Consider the following 19,543-nt stretch of genomic DNA (forward strand, 5'->3'; position numbering starts at 1 on the left):
CAAGGCAGGGCATCATGCTGCAGCAGATCGTTGATCGCCGTCTTTCGGGAAAGAACAAGTCGATCGGCAACCGGGAGCGTTTCCTTCGCCGCTACCGTGAGCAGATCCGCGATGCGGTGCGCAAGGCGGTCTCGGGGCGCAGCATCCGCGATATCGAGCAGAGCGAAGACATCACGCTGCCTCGGCACGATGTGTCGGAGCCCGTCTTCGGGCATGGCCAGGGCGGCGTGCGGGAGTCGGTGCATCCCGGCAACCGCGAGTACGTGCAGGGAGACCGCATTTCACGGCCCCGGGGCGGCGGTGGTGGCGGCGGCACGGGAAACAATGGCAGCCCGGATGGCAGCGGCGAAGATGACTTCGTCTTCCGCATCACGCGCGAGGAATTCATGCAGGTCTTTTTCGACGACCTGGCCCTGCCGCACCTGGTGCGCACGCAACTGCTTCCCGACGCGCCGGAGTGGCGAACACAGCGCACGGGCTTCGTTTCTTCGGGCAACCCGGCCAGCCTGCACATCGTGCGATCGCTGCGCACCGCGCTCGGTCGGCGCATTGCCATGGGGGGCGAGCCGCACCGGCAACTCCGTGCGTTGCAGGAGGAACTGGTGCACGCCGAGCGCAGCGCGGACACGCCGCGCACGGTGCTTCGAGCGCTGCAGGAGCGCGTCGAGGCACTGAAGCGCAAGGTGCGCCGCATTCCCTTCCTCGATCCGCTGGACCTGCGTTTCCGCAACCGGGTGCGCGTTCCGCTGCCCACCTCCAAGGCGGTGATGTTCTGCCTGATGGACGTGTCGGGTTCGATGGACGAGGCGCGAAAGGACATCGCCAAGCGGTTCTTCATCCTGCTCTACCTGTTCCTGATGCGGCACTACGAGAAGACCGATGTCATCTTCATCCGCCACCATACGCAGGCCGCCGAGGTGAGCGAGACGGAGTTCTTCGAGGCCACGGAGAGCGGGGGCACCGTGGTGTCCAGCGCGCTCACGCTGATGCACGAAATCATCGAGGCCCGCTACCCGAGCAGCGACTGGAACATCTACGGCGCCCAGGCCTCGGACGGCGAGAACTGGTACGACGATTCGGCGCGGTGCGCTGAACTGCTGACCGACAAGCTGTTGCCGCTGGTGCGCTACTTCGCCTACGTGCAGGTGGCCGGCGAGGAGCAGAGCCTCTGGGAGGAATACGCCCAGGTCAAGGAGACGGAGCCGAAGCTCGCGATGAGCAGGATCACCAACGCCTCGGACATCTACCTGGTGTTTCGCGAGCTGTTCGCGAAGACGGGAGCCTCATGAACCGCGACGATGCCAACCCGGTCGCGGCCCGCGGGAGCGAACCCCGTTCGCCACGCGGGCCGCTGTTGCCTTGCCCCTCGGACTGGACCTTTGAACTGATCGAGACATACCACGCGGAGATCGCCCGTGTGGCCCAAGATTTCGGCCTGGACACGTATCCGGTGCAACTGGAGGTGATCACGGCCGAGCAGATGATCGCCGCGTATGCCTCGGCCGGCATGCCGGTGAGCTACCGGCACTGGTCGTTCGGCAAGCAGTTCATTGCCGTGGAGAAAAACTACCGGCGTGGCCAGATGGGACTGGCGTACGAGATCGTGATCAATTCCGACCCCTGCATCGCCTATCTGATGGAGGAGAACACGCTGACGATGCAGGCGCTGGTGATGGCGCACGCGTGTTATGGACACAACTCGTTCTTCAAGGGCAACTACCTGTTTCGCATGTGGACCGATGCCGAGTCCATCGTCGACTACCTGGTCTATGCGCGCAACTTCGTGGCCGAGTGCGAGGAATTGCATGGCATGCAGGCGGTCGAGGAGTTGCTGGATTCGTGTCATGCCTTGATGGGGCAGGGCGTGGACCGTTACCGCCGTTCGCAGAAGCCGTCGCTGGCGGAAGAGGAGGTCCGTCGCAAGGAGCGCGAAGCGTACCTCCAGCAGCAGGTCAATGACCTGTGGCGCACCCTGCCCCGCTCGAGCGACCCGCCCGCGGAGAAGAGCAACCGCCGTTTTCCACCCGAGCCAGAGGAAAACCTGCTGTACTTCATCGAAAAGCATGCCCCCTTGCTGGAGCCCTGGCAGCGTGAAGTGGTGCGCATCGTGCGCAAGGTGGCGCAGTATTTCTACCCGCAGCGCCAGACCCAGGTCATGAACGAGGGCTGGGCCTGTTTCTGGCACCACACGCTGCTCAACACGCTGTACGACCAGGGGCGGCTGAGCGATGGGTTCATGATCGAGTTCCTGCGCTCGCACACCAACGTGGTCTTCCAGCCGCCGGTGACGCACCCCGGCTACAACGGCATCAACCCCTATGCGCTGGGCTTTGCCATGTTCACCGATCTCAAGCGCATTTGCGAGGCGCCCACACCGGAGGACCGGCAGTGGTTTCCCGACATCGCCGGTTCTCCCTGGCTCAAGACGGTCGATCACGCGATGCGGCACTACCGCGACGAAAGCTTCATCGGGCAGTTCCTCTCACCCCGTCTGATCCGCGACATGCGGCTGTTCGACGTTGTGGACGATGCGCAGAAGGCGGAACTGGAGGTCGCCGCGATCCACGACGAAGCCGGCTACCGGCGGGTGCGCGATGCGCTGTCGCGCCAACACGACCTCAACGAGCGTGAACCCAACATCCAGGTCTGGAGCGTGGACGTCCGGGGCGACCGCTCTCTGACCCTGCGGCACACCCGCCAGCACGGCAGGCCGTTGAACGACGAGGCCACGGAGGTGCTCAAGCACGTCGCGCGCCTCTGGGGGTTCAAGGTGCGGCTGGAGAGTGTCGACCGCCACGGCAAGGCGGTGCAGCAGTGGGAGGCGGAGCCGCCGCGCCATTGAGCGCGGCACTCCTGCAGGGGTGCCAGGGCCGGATCAGGCCGCGGCTTCGAGCCCGCTCTGGAAGTGCTCCTGCATGCGCTGCACCGTGAGCGCGGGGTTGCGCTGAACGAGGGCGGCGACGATGGCGCGGTGTTCCGCCAGCGACTCTTCAACGCGACCACTCTTGAGCAGCGAGTTGTGCCGGTTGAGCTTCATCACCTTGCGCAGGTCGGCCACCATCTGCTCGCGCCAGCGGTTGCGCGCGAGTTCGAGCACGCGCATGTGGAATTGCTCGTTCAACGCGAAGAAGCGGTCGCGGTCGGCCACGGCTGCTTCCAGCTCGTTGTGCAGCGCCTGCAGACTGGCCAGTTCCTCGTCGCTCGCGCGCTCGGCCACCACGCCGGCCGCGTCCGATTCGAGCAAGGAGAGCAGGTGGTAGACATCGGCCAGGTCTTTCTCGGACACTTCGGTGACGTAGGCGCCGCGCCGCATCTTCATCGTCACCAGGCCTTCGGCGGCCAGCACCTTGAGGGCTTCGCGCAGAGGCGTGCGGCTGATGCCGTATTCCTCGGCGATCTTGAGTTCGTCGATCCAGCTGCCGGGTTCGAGTTCGCGCCGGAAGATGCGCTGGCGCAGCAGCTCTGCAACTTCTTCATAGAGGGCGCGGGGCGCGAGCGACAAGGCGGGCATGGATGTGAGAGGGAATGTCCGTGGGGGAAGCGACAGGGCCGGATTGTACGGCCGCAGGAATATTCTGCATCAATAATTATGAATCATGTAAACTCTGAGCGCTTTTGAATCCCGCCAACCGAGTCTTAGCCATGAGCCAGAAACAGCCCGAATTCGCCCCCGCCACCCTGGAAGCCTGGGCCCAGGCCGCCCGCAAGTCCGCCCCCGGTGGCGACGTGTCGGCGCTGGACTGGATCACGCCCGACGGCATTCGCGTCAAGCCGCTGTACACGGCGGAAGATACGGCCGGGCTGGTCCACACCAACACCTTGCCGGGCTTCGAGCCCTTCATCCGCGGCCCGCAGGCCACCATGTACGCGGTGCGCCCATGGACGATCCGCCAGTACGCAGGTTTCTCCACCGCCGAGGAATCGAACGCCTTCTACCGCAAGGCCTTGGCCGCCGGCGGGCAGGGCGTGTCGGTCGCGTTCGACCTGGCCACGCACCGCGGCTACGACAGCGACCACCCGCGCGTCACCGGCGACGTGGGCAAGGCCGGCGTGGCGATCGACAGCGTGGAGGACATGAAGATCCTGTTCGACCAGATCCCGCTGGACAAGGTGAGCGTGTCCATGACCATGAACGGCGCGGTGCTGCCGGTGCTGGCGGGCTACGTGGTGGCGGCCGAAGAGCAGGGTGTGGGACAGGACAAGCTGAGCGGCACGATCCAGAACGACATCCTCAAGGAGTTCATGGTTCGCAACACGTACATCTTCCCGCCCGAGCCGTCGATGAAGATCATCGGCGACATCATCGAGTACACGGCGAAGCACATGCCGAGGTTCAACTCGATCTCGATCTCGGGTTACCACATGCAGGAAGCCGGTGCCAACCAGGCGCTGGAACTGGCGTTCACGCTGGCCGATGGCAAGGAGTATGTGAAGACCGCGATCGCCAAGGGCATGGACGTGGACGACTTCGCCGGCCGCCTCTCGTTTTTCTGGGCGATCGGTATGAACTTCTACCTGGAGATCGCCAAGATGCGCGCGGCGCGCCTGCTCTGGACGCGCATCATGAAGGGCTTCAACGCGAAGAACCCCAAGAGCCTCATGTTGCGCACGCACTGCCAGACCTCGGGCTGGTCGCTCACCGAGCAGGACCCCTACAACAACGTGGTGCGCACCACCATCGAAGCCATGGCCGCCGTGTTCGGTGGCACGCAGTCGCTGCACACCAACGCGCTGGACGAAGCGATTGCGCTGCCCACCGAGTTCAGCTCGCGCATCGCGCGCAACACGCAGCTGATCATTCAGGAAGAGACGCACATCACCAATGTGGTCGACCCCTGGGCCGGCAGCTACATGATGGAGAGCCTCACGCAGGACATGGCCGACAAGGCCTGGGCCATCATCGAAGAGGTCGAGGCCATGGGCGGCATGACCAAGGCGGTGGACAGCGGCTGGGCCAAGCTCAAGATCGAAGCCGCCGCGGCCGAGAAGCAGGCGCGCATCGATTCCGGCAAGGACGTGATCGTGGGCGTCAACAAGTACAAGCTCGGCACCGAAGCCGCGATCGACACCCTGGATATCGACAACGTGAAGGTGCGCGACGGGCAGATTGCCCGCCTGCAAAAGATCCGCGCCACGCGCGATGCGGTGAAGGTGCAAGACGCGCTGGACGCGCTCACCGCCGCCGCCGAGAGCGGGGAAGGTAACCTGCTCGAACTGTCGATCCAGGCCGTTCGCCTGCGCGCCACGGTGGGCGAGGTGAGCGATGCGCTGGAAAAGATTTACGGGCGCCACCGCGCCGATACGCAAAAGGTGACCGGTGTGTACGCTGCTGCCTACGATTCCGCCGAGGGCTGGGAAGCCCTCAAGACCGAGATCGATACCTTCGCGCAGGACCAGGGCCGCCGCCCGCGCGTGATGATCAGCAAACTCGGCCAGGACGGCCACGACCGGGGCGCCAAGGTGGTGGCCACGGCCTTTGCCGATCTCGGCTTCGACGTGGACATGGGGCCGCTGTTCCAGACCCCCGAAGAGTGCGCGCGCCAGGCGATCGAGAACGACGTGCATGCCGTGGGTGTCTCCACGCTCGCGGCGGGCCACAAGACCTTGGTGCCGGCGATCATTGCCGAGCTGAAGAAGCAAGGCGCGGACGACATCATCGTGTTCGTGGGCGGGGTCATTCCGCGCCAGGACTACGAGATGCTTTACGAAGCGGGCGTGAAGGGCATCTATGGTCCGGGCACGCCGATTCCGGCCAGTGCCAAGGATGTCCTGGAGCAAATCCGGAAGGCCCAGGGGTGACCCCTCCGGTTCTTCTGGATGGCATCGTGCGCGGCGAGCCTGCCGTGCAACGCCGTGCCATGGCCAAAGCCATCACGCTGCTCGAATCCACGCGCGCCGACCACCGCGCGCAAGGCGATGAGCTGCTCACGGCGCTGTTGCCGCACACCGGCAACGCCTTGCGCCTGGGCATCAGCGGCGTGCCGGGCGTGGGAAAGAGCACCTTCATCGAGGCCTTGGGCCTGTACCTGATCGGCAAGGGCCATCGCGTGGCGGTGCTCACCATCGATCCGTCTTCTTCCGTCTCCGGTGGTTCGATACTGGGCGACAAGACGCGCATGGAAAAACTCTCCGTGCACGACCACGCCTACATCCGGCCCAGCCCTTCGAGCGGCACGCTGGGCGGCGTGGCCGAGAAAACGCGCGAGGCCATGCTGGTGTGCGAGGCCGCGGGCTACGACATCGTGATCGTCGAAACCGTGGGCGTGGGCCAGAGCGAGACCGCGGTGAGCGGCATGACCGACATGTTCGTGCTGCTGCAACTGCCCAACGCGGGCGACGACCTGCAGGCGATCAAGAAGGGCGTGATGGAGCTGGCCGATCTGGTCGTGATCAACAAGGCCGACATCGACCCCGACGCCGCCACACGCGCCCGCGCGCAGATCACCTCGTCGTTGCGCCTGCTCGGCTTGCACGGCCATCCCGAACACGCCCACCACAATGACGCGTTCTGGCACCCGCAGGTGATCCAGCTCAGCGCGCTGCATGGCCGTGGCGTGGACGCGTTCTGGGCCGAAGTCTCGCGCTTTCGCACCGTTCAGACCCACAATGGCCAACTCGACCAGCGCCGCCAGCACCAGGCCCGCGCCTGGATGTGGGAGCGCATCGACGCGGGCCTGAAGCAACGTTTTCGCGCGCACCCGCACGTGCGCGCCGACCTCGACGAGACCACCCGCCGGGTGCTCGCGGGGGAGCTGCCGCCGTCGACCGCCGCGCGCCAGCTGTTGGACCTTTTTGATTGATTGACCGACTGTTAATTCCGGAGAAACTCCATGCAGGACATCCTTGAACAACTCGAACGCAAGCGCGCCGCCGCGCGACTCGGTGGTGGCGAAAAGCGCATTGCCGCTCAACATGCCAAAGGCAAGCTGAGCGCGCGCGAGCGGCTCGACGTGCTGCTCGACGAAGGCACCTTCGAAGAGTGGGACATGTTCGTCGAGCACCGCTGCACCGACTTCGGCATGCAGGACAACAAGATTCCCGGCGACGGCGTGGTCACCGGCTACGGCATGATCAACGGCCGCCTGGTGTTCGTGTTCAGCCAGGACTTCACCGTCTTCGGCGGCGCGCTGTCCGAGGCGCACGCCGAGAAGATCTGCAAGGTGATGGACCAGGCCATGAAGGTCGGTGCGCCGGTGATCGGCCTCAACGACTCGGGCGGCGCGCGCATCCAGGAAGGCGTGGCCTCGCTCGGCGGTTATGCCGACGTGTTCCAGCGCAACGTGATGGCATCGGGCGTGGTGCCGCAGATCAGCATGATCATGGGCCCCTCGGCCGGCGGCGCGGTGTACTCGCCGGCCATGACCGACTTCATCTTCATGGTCAAGGACTCGAGCTACATGTTCGTCACCGGCCCCGAGGTGGTGAAGACCGTGACGCACGAGGAAGTGACGTCCGAAGAACTGGGCGGTGCCATCACCCACACCACCAAGAGCGGTGTGGCCGATCTGGCGTTCGAGAACGATGTGGAAGCGCTGCTGATGCTGCGCCGGCTCTACAACTACCTGCCGCTCAACAACCGCGAAAAAGCCCCGGTGCGCCCCAGCGGCGATCCGATCGACCGCGCGGAACTCAGCCTGGACACCCTGGTGCCCGAGAACCCGAACAAGCCGTACGACATGAAGGAACTCATCGTCAAGACGGTCGACGATGGCGACTTCTTCGAACTGCAGCCCGAGTACGCCAAGAACATCCTGATCGGTTTCGCGCGCATGGACGGCCAGACCGTGGGCATCGTGGCCAACCAGCCGCTGGTGCTGGCCGGCTGCCTGGACATCAAGAGCTCCATCAAGGCCGCGCGCTTTGTGCGCTTCTGCGACGCCTTCAACATTCCCGTGATCACCTTCGTCGACGTGCCCGGCTTCATGCCCGGTACCTCGCAGGAATACGGCGGCATCATCAAGCACGGCGCGAAGCTGCTGTACGCGTACGCCGAATGCACCGTGCCCAAGATCACCGTGATCACGCGCAAGGCCTACGGTGGCGCGTACGACGTGATGGCCTCCAAGCACCTGCGCGGTGATGTGAACTTCGCCTGGCCCAACGCCGAGATCGCGGTGATGGGCGCCAAGGGTGCGGTGGAAATCATCTTCCGCGAAGAAAAGAAAGACCCGGCCAAGCTCGCCATGCGCGAGGCCGAGTACAAGGCCCGCTTCGCCAACCCCTTCGTGGCGGGCGCGCGCGGCTTCATCGACGACGTGATCCTGCCGCACGAGACGCGCAAGCGCATCTGCCGCAGCCTGGTGATGCTGAAAGACAAGAAGCTTGAGAACCCGTGGCGCAAGCACGGCAACATTCCGCTGTGAGCCACATGGAGAACAACAAGATGTTTACCAAAATCCTGATTGCCAACCGCGGTGAGATCGCTTGCCGGGTTATTGCTACCGCCAAGAAGATGGGCATCGCCACAGTGGCGGTGTACTCCGAGGCCGACAAGGAAGCGCGCCACGTGCAACTGGCCGACGAGGCCGTGCTGCTCGGCCCCGCACCGTCGCGCGAGTCGTACCTGGTGGCCGACAAGATCATCGAGGCCGCCAAAAAGACCGGCGCGCAGGCCATCCACCCGGGCTACGGTTTCCTCTCGGAAAACGAAGCCTTCGCCAAGCGCGTGGAAGACGAGGGCATGGCCTTCATCGGTCCGAAGCACTTCAGCATCGCGGCCATGGGCGACAAGATCGCCTCGAAGAAACTGGCCAACGCGGCCAAGGTCAACACCATCCCGGGCTGGAACGACGCCATCGAATCCGCCGAACGCGCGGTGGAGATCGCGAAGGACATCGGTTACCCGGTGATGATCAAGGCCAGTGCCGGCGGCGGCGGCAAAGGCCTGCGCGTGGCCTTCAACGACAAGGAAGCCTTCGAAGGGTTCACCAGCTGCCGCAACGAGGCGCGCAACAGCTTTGGCGACGACCGCATCTTCATCGAAAAATTCGTGCAGGAGCCGCGCCACATCGAGATCCAGGTGCTGGGCGACTCGCACGGCAACGTGATCTACCTGAACGAACGCGAGTGCTCCATCCAGCGCCGCCACCAGAAGGTGATCGAGGAAGCGCCGTCGCCTTTCATCAGCGACGCCACGCGCAAGGCCATGGGCGAGCAGGCCGTGGCGCTGGCCAAGGCCGTGAAGTACCAGAGCGCGGGCACGGTGGAGTTCGTGGTCGGCAAGGACCAGGATTTCTACTTCCTCGAAATGAACACGCGCCTGCAGGTCGAGCACCCGGTGACGGAATGCATCACCGGTCTGGACCTGGTGGAGCTGATGATCCGTGTGGCCGCGGGCGAGAAGTTGCCGCTGACGCAGGCCGATGTGAAGCGCGACGGCTGGGCCATCGAGTGCCGCATCAACGCCGAAGACCCGTTCCGCAACTTCCTGCCCAGCACGGGCCGTCTGGTGCGCTTCGCACCGCCGGCCCAGACCATGTTCCAGGGCAACACGGCCGATTTGCTCGGCGTGCGCGTGGACACCGGTGTGCAGGACGGCGGCGAGATCCCGATGTTCTACGACTCCATGATCGCCAAGCTGATCGTGCACGGCAAGGACCGGACGGAGGCGATCGCCAAGATGCGCGAGGCGCTCAACGGTTTCGTCATCCGCGGCATCAGCAGCAACATCCCGTTCCAGGCGGCGCTGCTGGCACACCCGAAGTTCGTGGCGGGCGATTTCAACACTGGTTTCATCGCCGAACACTATGGCCAGGGCTTCCGCGCCGAAGACGTGCCGCACAGCGACCCGGACTTTCTCGTCGCGCTGGCGGCCTTCGTGCGGCGCAAGTCGCGCGAGCGCGCGGCCGGTTTGTCGGGGCAGTTGCCCGGCTACGGCGTGAAGGTGGGCCACGACTACTCGGTGATCGTGCTCAGCGCCACCGGCGAGCACATCTACAAGGCGGTGCACGTCGATGAAGTGGTGGGCCAGATCGGCTCGGCCATGGTGACGGTCGATGGCAAGCGTTATGCCATGTCCAGCCCCTCGCGTCTGAACGACATTTGCGTGACCGGGACCTGCAACGGCCAGCCCTACACGGCGCAGATCGAGCGCGGCACGCCGCGCAACCCGCTGGCGCTGGTGGTGCAGCACAACGGCACGCGCATCGAGACCATGGTGGTGTCGCCGCGCATGGCCGAGCTGCACGCGCTCATGCCCTTCAAGGCCCCGGCCGACATGAGCAAATACGTGCTCTCGCCCATGCCGGGCTTGCTGGTGGACGTGGCGGTGCAGCTGGGCCAGAAGGTACAGGCGGGCGAGCGCGTGGCCGTGATCGAGGCGATGAAGATGGAGAACGTGCTGTTCGCCGCCGCCGACGGCGTGGTGTCCAAGGTGCTGGCAAGCAAGGGCGAGTCGCTGGTGGTGGACCAGCCCATCGTCGAGTTCGGCTGAAGCTTCAACGGAGTCATTGACACATGCCTTCTTCACGCCCCTTCAAAGTGCTGGGCATCCAGCAGATCGCCATTGGCGGGCCTGACAAGCAGCGCCTGCAAAAACTCTGGGTCGACATGCTCGGCCTGGAGATCACCGGCACTTTCCGCAGCGAACGTGAGAACGTGGACGAAGACATCTGCGCCATCGGCAGCGGCCCGTTCAAGGTCGAGGTCGATCTGATGCAGCCGCTGGACCCGGACAAGAAGCCGGCGGTGCACACCACGCCGCTCAACCACGTGGGCCTGTGGATCGACGATCTGCCCCAGGCGGTGGAATGGCTCAGCGCGCACGGCGTGCGCTTCGCGCCCGGCGGCATTCGCAAGGGTGCGGCGGGTTTTGACATCACCTTCCTGCACCCCAAGGCCAACGAAGAATTCCCCATTGCGGGCGAGGGCGTGCTGATCGAGCTGGTGCAGGCGCCGGCCGAGGTGGTGGACGCGTTCGCGCGCCTGGCAAGCCAACCTGCCTGACACCAGCCTGACCCGGGCGCCGGCAAAACGCGGGAGCAGGGCGCCTTTTGAGGCGTTGTTCGGTCCACTGCGGGGCGGTCCGCGAACGTAATCTCGTGGCTTGATCGAATGGTCGATCGCAGCCATTGACGTTCAGGAGAGCGGACCGCCATGCCCGGAATTCATCCCTTGTCGCCCGGCATCTGGCTGATGCGGCGGCTGCATTTGCGCGCCAAGTTGTTGTTGCTGGCGGGCGCCTGCGCGCTGCCGCCCCTGGCCACGTGGTGGTTGGCGGGGCACGCCGCCTGGGTGGCCGCGGCCGGCCTGGTGCTGCAGGCCTATCTCATGCTGAGTTTCTACGTCAGCTTCCAGCGCGACTTTCGCCAGGTGCTGGAGGCGACGGAGCAAACCGCCTCGGGCAATCTGCGCTCGAACTTGCGCACGCAGGGGCACGACGAGCTGGCCGAACTGGCGCAACTGCTCAACCGAACCATCGGCAACCTCTCGGCCATGGTGGCCGAAGTGCGCAGCAATTCGGCGCTGGTGGCACACGCGGGCAAGAGCCTGGCAGCCGGCAACCGCGACCTCGCCGATCGCACCGAACAACAGGCGGCCAATCTGGAGCAGACCGCGGCCAGCGTGCACGAACTCTCGGGCACGGTGCAACAGAACGCCCATACCGCGGGCGAGTCCGACCGACAGGCCGCGCAGGTGCGCGATGTGGCGGAATCGGGCGCGCAATCGATGGGCAGCGCGGTGCAATCCGTGGAGGGCATTCAGAAGAGCGCTCAGCAGATGAACGACATCATCGGCGTGATCGACAGCCTGGCTTTCCAGACCAACATCCTGGCGCTCAACGCCGCGGTGGAAGCGGCCCGGGCGGGTGAACAGGGACGTGGCTTCGCCGTGGTGGCCAACGAGGTGCGCACCTTGGCGCAACGCTCGGCGGCATCGGCCAAGGAAATTCGCGCGCTCATCGAAGCGTCGCGCAGCCAGGTGGAGGCGGGCGTGGCGCAGATCCGCACAGCCGGCGGCAGCATCGGACAGATCGTCGCGGGCGTGCGCGGGGTGGCCGCCAACATGTCCCTGATTTCCGCGTCCAGCGCCGAGCAAAGCACCGGCCTGAGCGAGATTTCTTCCGCGGTGTCACAGCTCGACCAGATCACCCAGCGCAACGCGCAAATGGTGGAGCGCGCGGTGACGCAGGCCGATCAACTCGAACAGCGCGCCGCGCACCTCTCCCGCGCGGTGTCATCCTTCATGCTGCAGCAGGGCACGGCCGAAGAGGCCATGCAACTGGTGAGCCGCGCCCAGGCGCAGCGCACACGGGGCGGGCGCGAGGGCTTCGTGCGCGCGATCACCGAGCCCTCGAGCGGCTTCCACGACCGCGACATGTACGTGTTTGCGCTCGACAGCGCGGGCATCTACCGCGCCTTCGGTGGCAAGCCGGAGAAGGTGGGCAGCCGGGTGCAGGACATTGCGGGCATCGACGGGCAGGCCTTGCTCAACGCGATCGTCGCGCAAGCCGAGATCGGCGAGGGCTGGGTGGAGTACGACATTGCCAACCCGGTCACCGGCGCCATCCAGGGCAAGATGTCCTACGTGGTGAAGATCGACGATCTGTACGTCGGCTGCGGCGTCTACAAGACCGTTGCGCGCGCCATGGCCTGAGTTCAGCCGCCCGCTTGACCGCGCTTCGCGCGAGAGCGGGCCAGCGCGGCTTCGATCACCGCGCGCTTCTTGTCCAGCACGGCTTCGTCGGTGATCTGCGAGTGCGCGGCCAGATCGGTGAGCTTCTCGCGCGCCTTCGTGTCCAGCCGTGCGTCGTGTTCCTGTTTCTCGCGCGCCAGGCGCAACTGCCGGCTGTTGTAGCGCTCGCGGCCTTGCTGCGCCTGCTCGGCGGTCCAGGCTTGCCAGCCGGTGCGCTCGCCGCTGACGATCTCCAGCGAGATGCAATCCACCGGGCACACCGGCAGGCACAGCTCGCACCCCGTGCAGTACGGTTCGACCACGGTGTGCATGCGCTTGTGGATGCCGACGATGGCGTCGGTGGGGCAGGCCTGGATGCACAGCGTGCAGCCGATGCACCAGGCCTCGTCGATCACCGCCACCGTCACCGGACCTTCGATGCCACAGCGGGGGTCCAGCGGCCGCACCGGCAAACCGGTGAGGGCGGCCAGGCGCTCGATGCCCTCGGCGCCCCCGGGCGGGCACTGGTTGATGCCCGCTTCACCGGCCGCGATGGCTTGCGCGTAACGGGCGCAGTCCGGATAGCCGCAGCGCGTGCACTGCGTTTGCGGCAGGGCGTCGTCGATGCGCCGGGCGAGTTCGTTCATGCGGACGAATATACCGGCGCTGCGGCAGCGCCGGTGACCTTCAAAAGGCCGTTCAGGCCTTGCCGGTCTTGCGCGCCGCGCGCTTGGCGGCGATGGGCGCTTTTTTCGTCGCCACGGTCTTGCTGGCCACCACTTTAGGTGCGGCCTTTTTGGCGGCAGGCCGCTTCGCGACCGCAGGGGGGTGTGCGACCACAGGCGCCACTGCGACCGCGGCTGGCTGGTGGGCCTGGATGAAGGTCTTCACCACCGGGTGCACCATGTCGCGCCAACGCCGGCCGCTGAAGATGCCGTAGTGCCCCGCGCCCTGGGCCTCGTAGTGCATCTGCTGCGACTTCGGGACGCCGGTGCACAGCCCGTGCGCGGCGGCGGTCTGGCCCGAGCCGGAGATGTCGTCGAGCTCGCCTTCGACGGTGAGCAGGGCGGTGCGGGTGATGTCCTGCGGGCGCACGCGCTCGAGCTTGCCGCCTTCGTTCTTCACGTCCCAGGTGCCGTTGACCAGCTTGAATTCCTGGAACACGGTCTCGATGGTTTCGAGGTAGTAGTCGGCGTCCATGTCGAGCACGGCGTTGTACTCGTCGTAGAACTTGCGGTGGCTTTCGGCGCTGGAGTTGTCGCCCTTGATCAGGTCCTTGAAGTAGTCGTAGTGGCTGGACGCATGGCGGTCCGGGTTCATGGCCACGAAGCCGGTGTGCTGCAGGAAGCCCGGGTAGACGCGGCGGCCCGCGCCGGGGAAGTTGTCGGGCACGCGGTAGATCACGTTGTTCTCGAACCACTCGTGGCTGCGCTGCGTGGCCAGGTTGTTCACCGCCGTGGGCGATTTGCGCGCGTCGATCGGCCCGCCCATCATGGTCATGGACAGCGGCGTGGTTTCGCCGCGGCTGGCCATGAGCGAAACGGCCGCGAGCACCGGCACGGTGGGCTGGCAGACGCTGATCACGTGGCAGTTGCCATAGCCTTGCTGCAGGTAGCGGATGAATTCCTGCACGTAGTTGACGTAGTCATCCAGATGGAACTCGCCGTCGGCCAGGGGCACGAGGCGGGCGTTCTTCCAGTCGGTGATGTAGACCTTGTGGTCCTTGAGCATGGTGCGCACCGTGTCGCGCAGCAGCGTGGCGTAGTGGCCCGACAGCGGCGCGACGATCAGCACCACCGGCTGGCCCTTGAGCTTGGCCAGGGTTTCGGTGTTGTCCGAGAAGCGCTTGAAGCGGCGCAGCTCGCAGAACGGTTTGTCGATTTCGATGCGTTCGTGGATCGCGATGTCCACGCCGTCCACGTCGACCGTGTGGATGCCGAAGACCGGCTTTTCGTAGTCCTTGCCCAGGCGGTGGAGGAGGTCGTACCCTGCGGAGATGCGTTGCGCGCCGGGCAATTGCGCCAGCGGAAGCATGGGGTTGCTGTAGAGCCGCGCGGCCACTTCGGCCAGATCGGAAAACGGCTCCATGATCGAACGCTGGGTTTCGTAGATTTGGTACAGCATGGGGCGCCCGTCAAATACAGTTATGTTGCGGTGCAATATAGCAGTTTGTGCACCAAATGGTGAAGTGGGCCGCACCTAACTTGTACGGCCTGCCGTCACCTTCGTGAAAGAATTCTGGACGGTCATCACTGCCACCGCCCTTGGGATCCCTATGAACACCTCCACCACCGCACCCCTCACACCCGTCGCCCAGCGCGCCATGGACCTTGCCGACATTTTGCCGGCCACCGAGCGCTTGCCGGTGCTGTTTCTCGGGCATGGCAGTCCCATGAACGCGATCGAAGACAACCGTTGGCGGCGCAGCTGGGAGGCTCTGGGCAACGACTTGCGCTTGCGCGGCGCGCCACCGGCGCTGATCCTGTGCATTTCGGCGCACTGGCTGACCTCCGGATGGCAGCTCACCGCCATGCAGGCCCCGCCCACCATCCACGACTTCGGCGGCTTTCCCCAGGCGCTGTTTGACCAGCAGTATCCGGCGCCCGGCTCGCCCGCGATGGCGCGCGCGATCAGCGGTGTGGTCCACCAGCCCGATTCGGGTCGCGCGCTGGATCTGGACGAGGGTGAATGGGGTCTGGACCATGGCGCGTGGTCGGTGCTCAAGCCCATGTTTCCCGAAGCGAACATCCCGGTCATCCAGCTGAGCATGGACTACCGGCGCCCCGCTGCTGAGCACTTCGCCGTTGGCCGTCAGTTGGCACAATTGCGCGAGCGCGGCGTGTTGATCGTCGGCAGTGGCAACATGGTTCACAACCTGCGCACGATGCGCCGCGATGCCGCCGACAACCAGGCCTACGACTGGGCGATCGAATTCGACCGGGTCACGGCCGAGCACATCGAGCAAGGCCGGCTGGAAGCCTTGAGCGATTTTCAACAGCTCGGCGCGGTGGCCCAGATGGCCCACCCGAGCTGGGAGCACTACTTGCCGCTGCTGTACGCAGCCGGGGCCGCAGGTGCGGACGAGGCGCCCCGGTTTTTCAACGACGGCTTCCAGGGCGCGTCGATTTCCATGCGTTCGGTGGTGTGGGGTTGAACGCGAAAAAAAACCGCGCAATGCGCGGTTTTTTTGATCCTGCGGGGGTGTATCAAACCACCTTGGCAATCGACTGGCAGACGTAGTCGATGTTCTTGCTGTTGAGCGCGGCCACGCACATGCGGCCGGTGTCGGTGCCGTACACGCCGAACTCGCTGCGCAGGCGCACCATCTGGTCCTTGCTCAGACCGGAGTAGCTGAACATGCCGATCTGGCTGGTGATGAAGCCCATGTCCTGCTTCACGCCGGCGGCCTTGAGCCCGTCCACCAGCTTCTGGCGCATGGCCTTGATGCGCACGCGCATCTCGCCCAGTTCCTTTTCCCACACGGCGCGCAGCTCGGGGTTGTTCAGCACGGCGGCGACCACCGCGCCACCGTGGATCGGCGGGTTGGAGTAGTTGGTGCGGATCACGATCTTGAGTTGCGACAGCACGCGCGAGGCTTCTTCGGCGTTTTCGCACAGCACCGACAGCGCGCCCACGCGTTCGCCATACAGGCTGAAGCTCTTGGAGAAGGACGTCGAGACGAAGAAGGTGAGGCCAGCGGCGACGAATTTGCCGATGACCGCGCCGTCTTCGGCAATGCCATGGCCGAAGCCCTGGTACGCCATGTCCAGGAAAGGCGTGAGGCCACGGGCCTTGACGACGGCGATCACCTGATCCCACTGTGCCGGGGTGATGTCATAGCCCGTCGGGTTGTGGCAGCAGGCGTGCAGCACGGCGATGGTGCCGGGCGTGGCCGCGTTCAGGCTGGCGAGCATGCCGTCGAAGTTGACGCCGCGCTTCTCGGCGTCGTAGTAGGCGTAGCTGTCGACCTTGAAACCCGCGTTGGTGAACAGCGCGCGGTGGTTTTCCCAGCTCGGGTCGCTGATCAGCACGGTCGCGTCGGGGTTCAGTCGCTTGAGGAAGTCGGCGCCGATCTTGAGGCCGCCCGTACCACCGATGGCCTGCACCGTGGCGACGCGGCCGGATTTGACGGGCTCGGATTCGGCACCGAACACCAGGCCCTTGACCGCTGCGTCGTACGCGGCAATGCCGTCGATGGGCAGGTAGCCGCGGGCCGCGGGCTTGTCCATCATTGTCTTCTCGGCCGCTTGCACACATTGCAGCAAGGGCAGCTTGCCGTTGTCGTCGAAGTAGACGCCGACGCCGAGGTTGACTTTGTTGGGGTTGGTGTCGGCGGCAAATTGTTCGTTCAGACCCAGAATCGGGTCGCGCGGCGCCATTTCGACGGCGGAGAAGAGGGACATGCTGGATTTCCTGGGTTGAGGGCGAAAGCAGCCGGCATTTTAACGTTGCGCTTTGCTGCTTATGCGGCCCAGGGAGGGCACACTGTCAATGCCCTTCCGGATGTATTTTCTGACCCCAACCGTGTGCTTCCGCATACAGGTGGCGGTGTTGTTGACCCGATGTCGATCGCTGGGGGGCTTCTTGACGGATGCTCTGGGGTATATTCAAAAGGGAATTAACTTTTATTAACATTTCGCCGCGCTTAGGAGGAAATGGGTCATGCGAAAACATACTTCTGCTCTTGTTCGTGTTCTCGCCATCGGCGCTTCTGCAGCCGCGTTGATGGTCGGTGTCAGTGGTTGCGCGAGCAGCAGCAAATTGCCTCCCGCGCCGATCGTGGCCAGCACGGCCACCTATGCGTACCTCGTCGGGCCAGGCGATACGCTGAACATCACCGTGTGGCGCAACCCGGAGCTGTCGTTGACCGTCCCGGTGCGCCCGGATGGCAAGGTGTCGGCGCCGCTGGTGGACGAGCTGGTGGCGCAAGGCAAGACGTCCTCGGAAATCGCCCGCGACGTAGAAAAAGCCCTGAGCAAATTCGTGCGCGACCCGGTGGTGACCGTGATCGTCACCAATTTCGTCGGTCCTTACAGCGAGCAGATCCGCGTGGTGGGTGAAGCCACCAAGCCGCAGTTCCTGCCCTACAAGCAAAAGATGACGGTCATGGACGTGATGATCGCCGTGGGCGGTCTGACCGATTTTGCCGACGGCAACAAGGCCACGATCGTGCGCGCTTCCGAGGCCAACAAGCGCTACAGCGTGCGTTTGCAGGATCTGGTCAAGCGGGGCGACATTTCCGCCAACGTTGAAATGCTGCCCGGCGACATTCTCATCATCCCGCAAGGCTGGTTCTGAACCACCTTCATGGCGCGTGGGCTGGTCGCGTGACCAGCCAGTCCCTTGCTGTCACACACCGATTCCAGCATGCATGATCTCCTGAACCAAATCGCCACCACCCTGCGGGGCATGTGGAAGTACCGTCGGATGGGGGTGCTGATCGCCTGGATCGTGGCCGCCATTGGTGCCGCGGGCGTCCTGATGATTCCGGACCGTTACGAGGCCTCGTCCCGCGTCTACGTCGACACGCAGTCGATCCTGCGGCCGCTGATGGCCGGCCTGGCCATTCAGCCCGATGTCGAGCAGCAGGTGGCCATGCTCAGCCGCACGCTGATCAACCGACCCACGGTGGAAAAGCTCATGCAGATGGCCCAGCTGGAAACGCCGGGCCAGACCAAGGCGGAACGCGATGCCCTGGTGGCCAATCTCTCGAAGTCGCTCGCGATCCGTTCGACGGGCCGGGACAACCTCTACACGCTGTCCTACCGCGATGAGAACCCCGAGCGCTCGCTGGAGGTCGTGAAGTCTTTGCTGACCATCTTTGTCGAGTCGGCCAAAGGCGCGTCAGGGGCGGACTCGGACAGCGCACGCCGCTTCATTGAAGAGCAGATCAAGAACTACGAGCAAAAGCTCTCCGAAGCCGAAGCCCGGGTCAAGGAGTTTCGCCTGCGCAACCTGGACATGCAGGCGGCTGGTGGCCCGGATGTGGCCGCTCGCATGGCGGAAATGCTCACCACGCTCAGCCAGGCGCGCCTGGAGTTGCGCGAGGCCGAAAGCGCCCGCGAAGCGGCCCGCGTGCAGTTGGAGAAAGCCCGCGAGATGGCGCGCAGCGCGCCCGATAGCGCGTTTTCCAGCATTGCCACGCCCGAGCTCGATTCGCGCCTCGATGCGCTCAAGCGCAGCCTGGATGCGCTGTTGCAGCGTTTCACCGATCAACATCCCGATGTGCTCAACACGCGCAAGTTGATCAAGGAGCTGGAAGATCAGAAGCGCCGCGACATCGCAGACATGCGCCGTGCGGCAGCGGCCTCTCCGTCCGCTCCCGTGATCGGGAACAACCCCGCCATTGTGGAGATGTCGCGGACATTGGCCTCGGCGGAGGTCCAGGTGGCGTCGCTGCGTGCTCGCGTGGGCGAATACGAGGCCCGCGCAGCCCGTCTGCGGGAACAGATGAAGGTGGCTCCGCAGATGGAAGCGGAGCTGGCCCAGCTCAACCGCGACTACGAAATCCACCGCAAGAACTACCAGGACCTGGTGTCGCGCCGCGAAACGGTGTTGATGAGCGGTGAATTGGAAAGCACGTCCAATCTGGCCGACTTCCGGGTGGTCGAGCCCCCGCAGGTGTCTCGCAAACCGGTCGCGCCGAACCGTGCCTTGCTGTTGCCGGTTGCCTTGATCGCGGCGTTGGCTGCGGGTGTTGGCGTGACCTTCCTGGTCAGCCAGTTGCGCCCCGTGTTCTTCGATGCCTCTGCTTTGCGTGGCGCCACGGAATTGCCGTTGCTGGGTGTTGTGACCTTGGTCAAGAACGACACCATGCGCCGGCGCGAGTCGCGCAGTCTGCGGCGCTTCCTGATGGCGATCCTGGCATTGGTCGTGTTGTTCCTCATTGGTATGGCCGCTCTGTCGTACCACTCCAGCCTTTGAAGGTGGT

Annotated in this window: 15 protein-coding genes; 11 read left to right on the top strand and 4 right to left on the bottom strand. The window is 64.9% G+C overall.

The genetic code is table 11. The features are described from left to right. Positions 1–14 precede the first annotated feature (14 nt). Together FFS09_RS10500 and FFS09_RS10505 are read left to right on the top strand one after the other, a co-directional pair. A complete protein-coding gene (locus FFS09_RS10500) occupies positions 15–1,289 on the top strand; it encodes a YeaH/YhbH family protein (RefSeq protein WP_137918818.1) in 1,275 nt (424 codons plus the stop codon). Then, complete coding sequence (locus FFS09_RS10505) at positions 1,286–2,842, top strand: SpoVR family protein (RefSeq protein ID WP_137918819.1); 1,557 nt, start codon at positions 1,286–1,288, stop codon at positions 2,840–2,842. The genes FFS09_RS10500 and FFS09_RS10505 overlap by 4 nt, the downstream gene beginning before the upstream one ends. Positions 2,843–2,875: 33 nt before the next feature. Here the strand turns inward: FFS09_RS10505 and FFS09_RS10510 are convergent, their stop codons facing one another. Further along, complete coding sequence (locus FFS09_RS10510; protein ID WP_137918820.1) at positions 2,876–3,511, bottom strand: GntR family transcriptional regulator; 636 nt, start codon at positions 3,509–3,511, stop codon at positions 2,876–2,878. A gap of 131 nt (positions 3,512–3,642) precedes the next feature. Here FFS09_RS10510 and scpA point away from each other — a divergent pair, with 131 nt between their 5' ends. The 6 genes from scpA (at position 3,643) to FFS09_RS10540 (ending at position 12,594) form a co-directional block, all read left to right on the top strand. Next, the gene (gene scpA, locus FFS09_RS10515) at positions 3,643–5,799 is read left to right on the top strand and encodes a methylmalonyl-CoA mutase (protein ID WP_137918821.1); all 2,157 of its coding nucleotides are present in this window, start codon (positions 3,643–3,645) and stop codon (positions 5,797–5,799) included. Beyond that, complete coding sequence (meaB, locus tag FFS09_RS10520; RefSeq protein WP_137918822.1) at positions 5,796–6,800, top strand: methylmalonyl Co-A mutase-associated GTPase MeaB; 1,005 nt, start codon at positions 5,796–5,798, stop codon at positions 6,798–6,800. The genes scpA and meaB overlap by 4 nt, the downstream gene beginning before the upstream one ends. Before the next feature lie 30 nt (positions 6,801–6,830). After that, complete coding sequence (locus FFS09_RS10525) at positions 6,831–8,363, top strand: acyl-CoA carboxylase subunit beta (protein WP_137918823.1); 1,533 nt, start codon at positions 6,831–6,833, stop codon at positions 8,361–8,363. A 20-nt stretch (positions 8,364–8,383) separates the two neighbouring features. Beyond that, entirely contained in the window at positions 8,384–10,432 is a 2,049-nt protein-coding gene (locus FFS09_RS10530) for an acetyl-CoA carboxylase biotin carboxylase subunit (RefSeq protein ID WP_137918824.1), read from the top strand. Between the two features lie 23 nt (positions 10,433–10,455). Continuing rightward, entirely contained in the window at positions 10,456–10,944 is a 489-nt protein-coding gene (locus FFS09_RS10535; protein WP_137918825.1) for a VOC family protein, read from the top strand. A gap of 150 nt (positions 10,945–11,094) precedes the next feature. Next, entirely contained in the window at positions 11,095–12,594 is a 1,500-nt protein-coding gene (locus FFS09_RS10540; RefSeq protein WP_137918826.1) for a methyl-accepting chemotaxis protein, read from the top strand. 2 nt (positions 12,595–12,596) lie between these two features. Here the strand turns inward: FFS09_RS10540 and rsxB are convergent, their stop codons facing one another. Further along, the gene (gene rsxB, locus FFS09_RS10545) at positions 12,597–13,259 is read right to left on the bottom strand and encodes an electron transport complex subunit RsxB (RefSeq protein ID WP_137918827.1); all 663 of its coding nucleotides are present in this window, start codon (positions 13,257–13,259) and stop codon (positions 12,597–12,599) included. A 52-nt stretch (positions 13,260–13,311) separates the two neighbouring features. Continuing rightward, the gene (locus FFS09_RS10550; RefSeq protein WP_137918828.1) at positions 13,312–14,736 is read right to left on the bottom strand and encodes a polyhydroxyalkanoate depolymerase; all 1,425 of its coding nucleotides are present in this window, start codon (positions 14,734–14,736) and stop codon (positions 13,312–13,314) included. A gap of 151 nt (positions 14,737–14,887) precedes the next feature. Between FFS09_RS10550 and ygiD the strand changes: the two genes are divergently transcribed. After that, a complete protein-coding gene (ygiD, locus tag FFS09_RS10555; protein ID WP_137918829.1) occupies positions 14,888–15,766 on the top strand; it encodes a 4,5-DOPA-extradiol-dioxygenase in 879 nt (292 codons plus the stop codon). A 52-nt stretch (positions 15,767–15,818) separates the two neighbouring features. On the opposite strand, the gene FFS09_RS10560 is transcribed toward ygiD, so the two are convergent. Beyond that, positions 15,819–17,015: an amino acid aminotransferase gene (locus tag FFS09_RS10560; protein WP_137918830.1), complete on the bottom strand. Its 1,197-nt coding sequence runs from the start codon at positions 17,013–17,015 to the stop codon at positions 15,819–15,821. Between the two features lie 259 nt (positions 17,016–17,274). Between FFS09_RS10560 and FFS09_RS10565 the strand changes: the two genes are divergently transcribed. Together FFS09_RS10565 and FFS09_RS10570 are read left to right on the top strand one after the other, a co-directional pair. Then, positions 17,275–17,910 carry an XrtA/PEP-CTERM system exopolysaccharide export protein gene (locus FFS09_RS10565; RefSeq protein WP_137918831.1) on the top strand — a complete coding sequence of 212 codons (636 nt, stop codon included), beginning with the start codon at positions 17,275–17,277 and terminating at the stop codon, positions 17,908–17,910. 69 nt (positions 17,911–17,979) lie between these two features. Continuing rightward, positions 17,980–19,536: an XrtA system polysaccharide chain length determinant gene (locus tag FFS09_RS10570; protein WP_137918832.1), complete on the top strand. Its 1,557-nt coding sequence runs from the start codon at positions 17,980–17,982 to the stop codon at positions 19,534–19,536. Positions 19,537–19,543 lie beyond the last annotated feature (7 nt).

This window comes from Hydrogenophaga sp. 2FB, assembly GCF_005503365.1.
Lineage (GTDB): Bacteria > Pseudomonadota > Gammaproteobacteria > Burkholderiales > Burkholderiaceae_C > Hydrogenophaga.

Excerpts from the sequence above, each read along its gene's own strand:
- ygiD (WP_137918829.1), top strand. The coding sequence starts at position 14,888 with ATGAACACCTCCACCACCGCACCCCTCACACCCGTCGCCCAGCGCGCC.
- FFS09_RS10565 (WP_137918831.1), top strand. The coding sequence starts at position 17,275 with ATGCGAAAACATACTTCTGCTCTTGTTCGTGTTCTCGCCATCGGCGCT.
- FFS09_RS10550 (WP_137918828.1), bottom strand. The coding sequence starts at position 14,736 with ATGCTGTACCAAATCTACGAAACCCAGCGTTCGATCATGGAGCCGTTT.
- FFS09_RS10500 (WP_137918818.1), top strand. The coding sequence starts at position 15 with ATGCTGCAGCAGATCGTTGATCGCCGTCTTTCGGGAAAGAACAAGTCG.
- FFS09_RS10560 (WP_137918830.1), bottom strand. The coding sequence starts at position 17,015 with ATGTCCCTCTTCTCCGCCGTCGAAATGGCGCCGCGCGACCCGATTCTG.
- FFS09_RS10530 (WP_137918824.1), top strand. The coding sequence starts at position 8,384 with ATGTTTACCAAAATCCTGATTGCCAACCGCGGTGAGATCGCTTGCCGG.
- FFS09_RS10510 (WP_137918820.1), bottom strand. The coding sequence starts at position 3,511 with ATGCCCGCCTTGTCGCTCGCGCCCCGCGCCCTCTATGAAGAAGTTGCA.
- FFS09_RS10540 (WP_137918826.1), top strand. The coding sequence starts at position 11,095 with ATGCCCGGAATTCATCCCTTGTCGCCCGGCATCTGGCTGATGCGGCGG.
- FFS09_RS10570 (WP_137918832.1), top strand. The coding sequence starts at position 17,980 with ATGCATGATCTCCTGAACCAAATCGCCACCACCCTGCGGGGCATGTGG.
- rsxB (WP_137918827.1), bottom strand. The coding sequence starts at position 13,259 with ATGAACGAACTCGCCCGGCGCATCGACGACGCCCTGCCGCAAACGCAG.
- FFS09_RS10505 (WP_137918819.1), top strand. The coding sequence starts at position 1,286 with ATGAACCGCGACGATGCCAACCCGGTCGCGGCCCGCGGGAGCGAACCC.
- FFS09_RS10525 (WP_137918823.1), top strand. The coding sequence starts at position 6,831 with ATGCAGGACATCCTTGAACAACTCGAACGCAAGCGCGCCGCCGCGCGA.
- scpA (WP_137918821.1), top strand. The coding sequence starts at position 3,643 with ATGAGCCAGAAACAGCCCGAATTCGCCCCCGCCACCCTGGAAGCCTGG.
- FFS09_RS10535 (WP_137918825.1), top strand. The coding sequence starts at position 10,456 with ATGCCTTCTTCACGCCCCTTCAAAGTGCTGGGCATCCAGCAGATCGCC.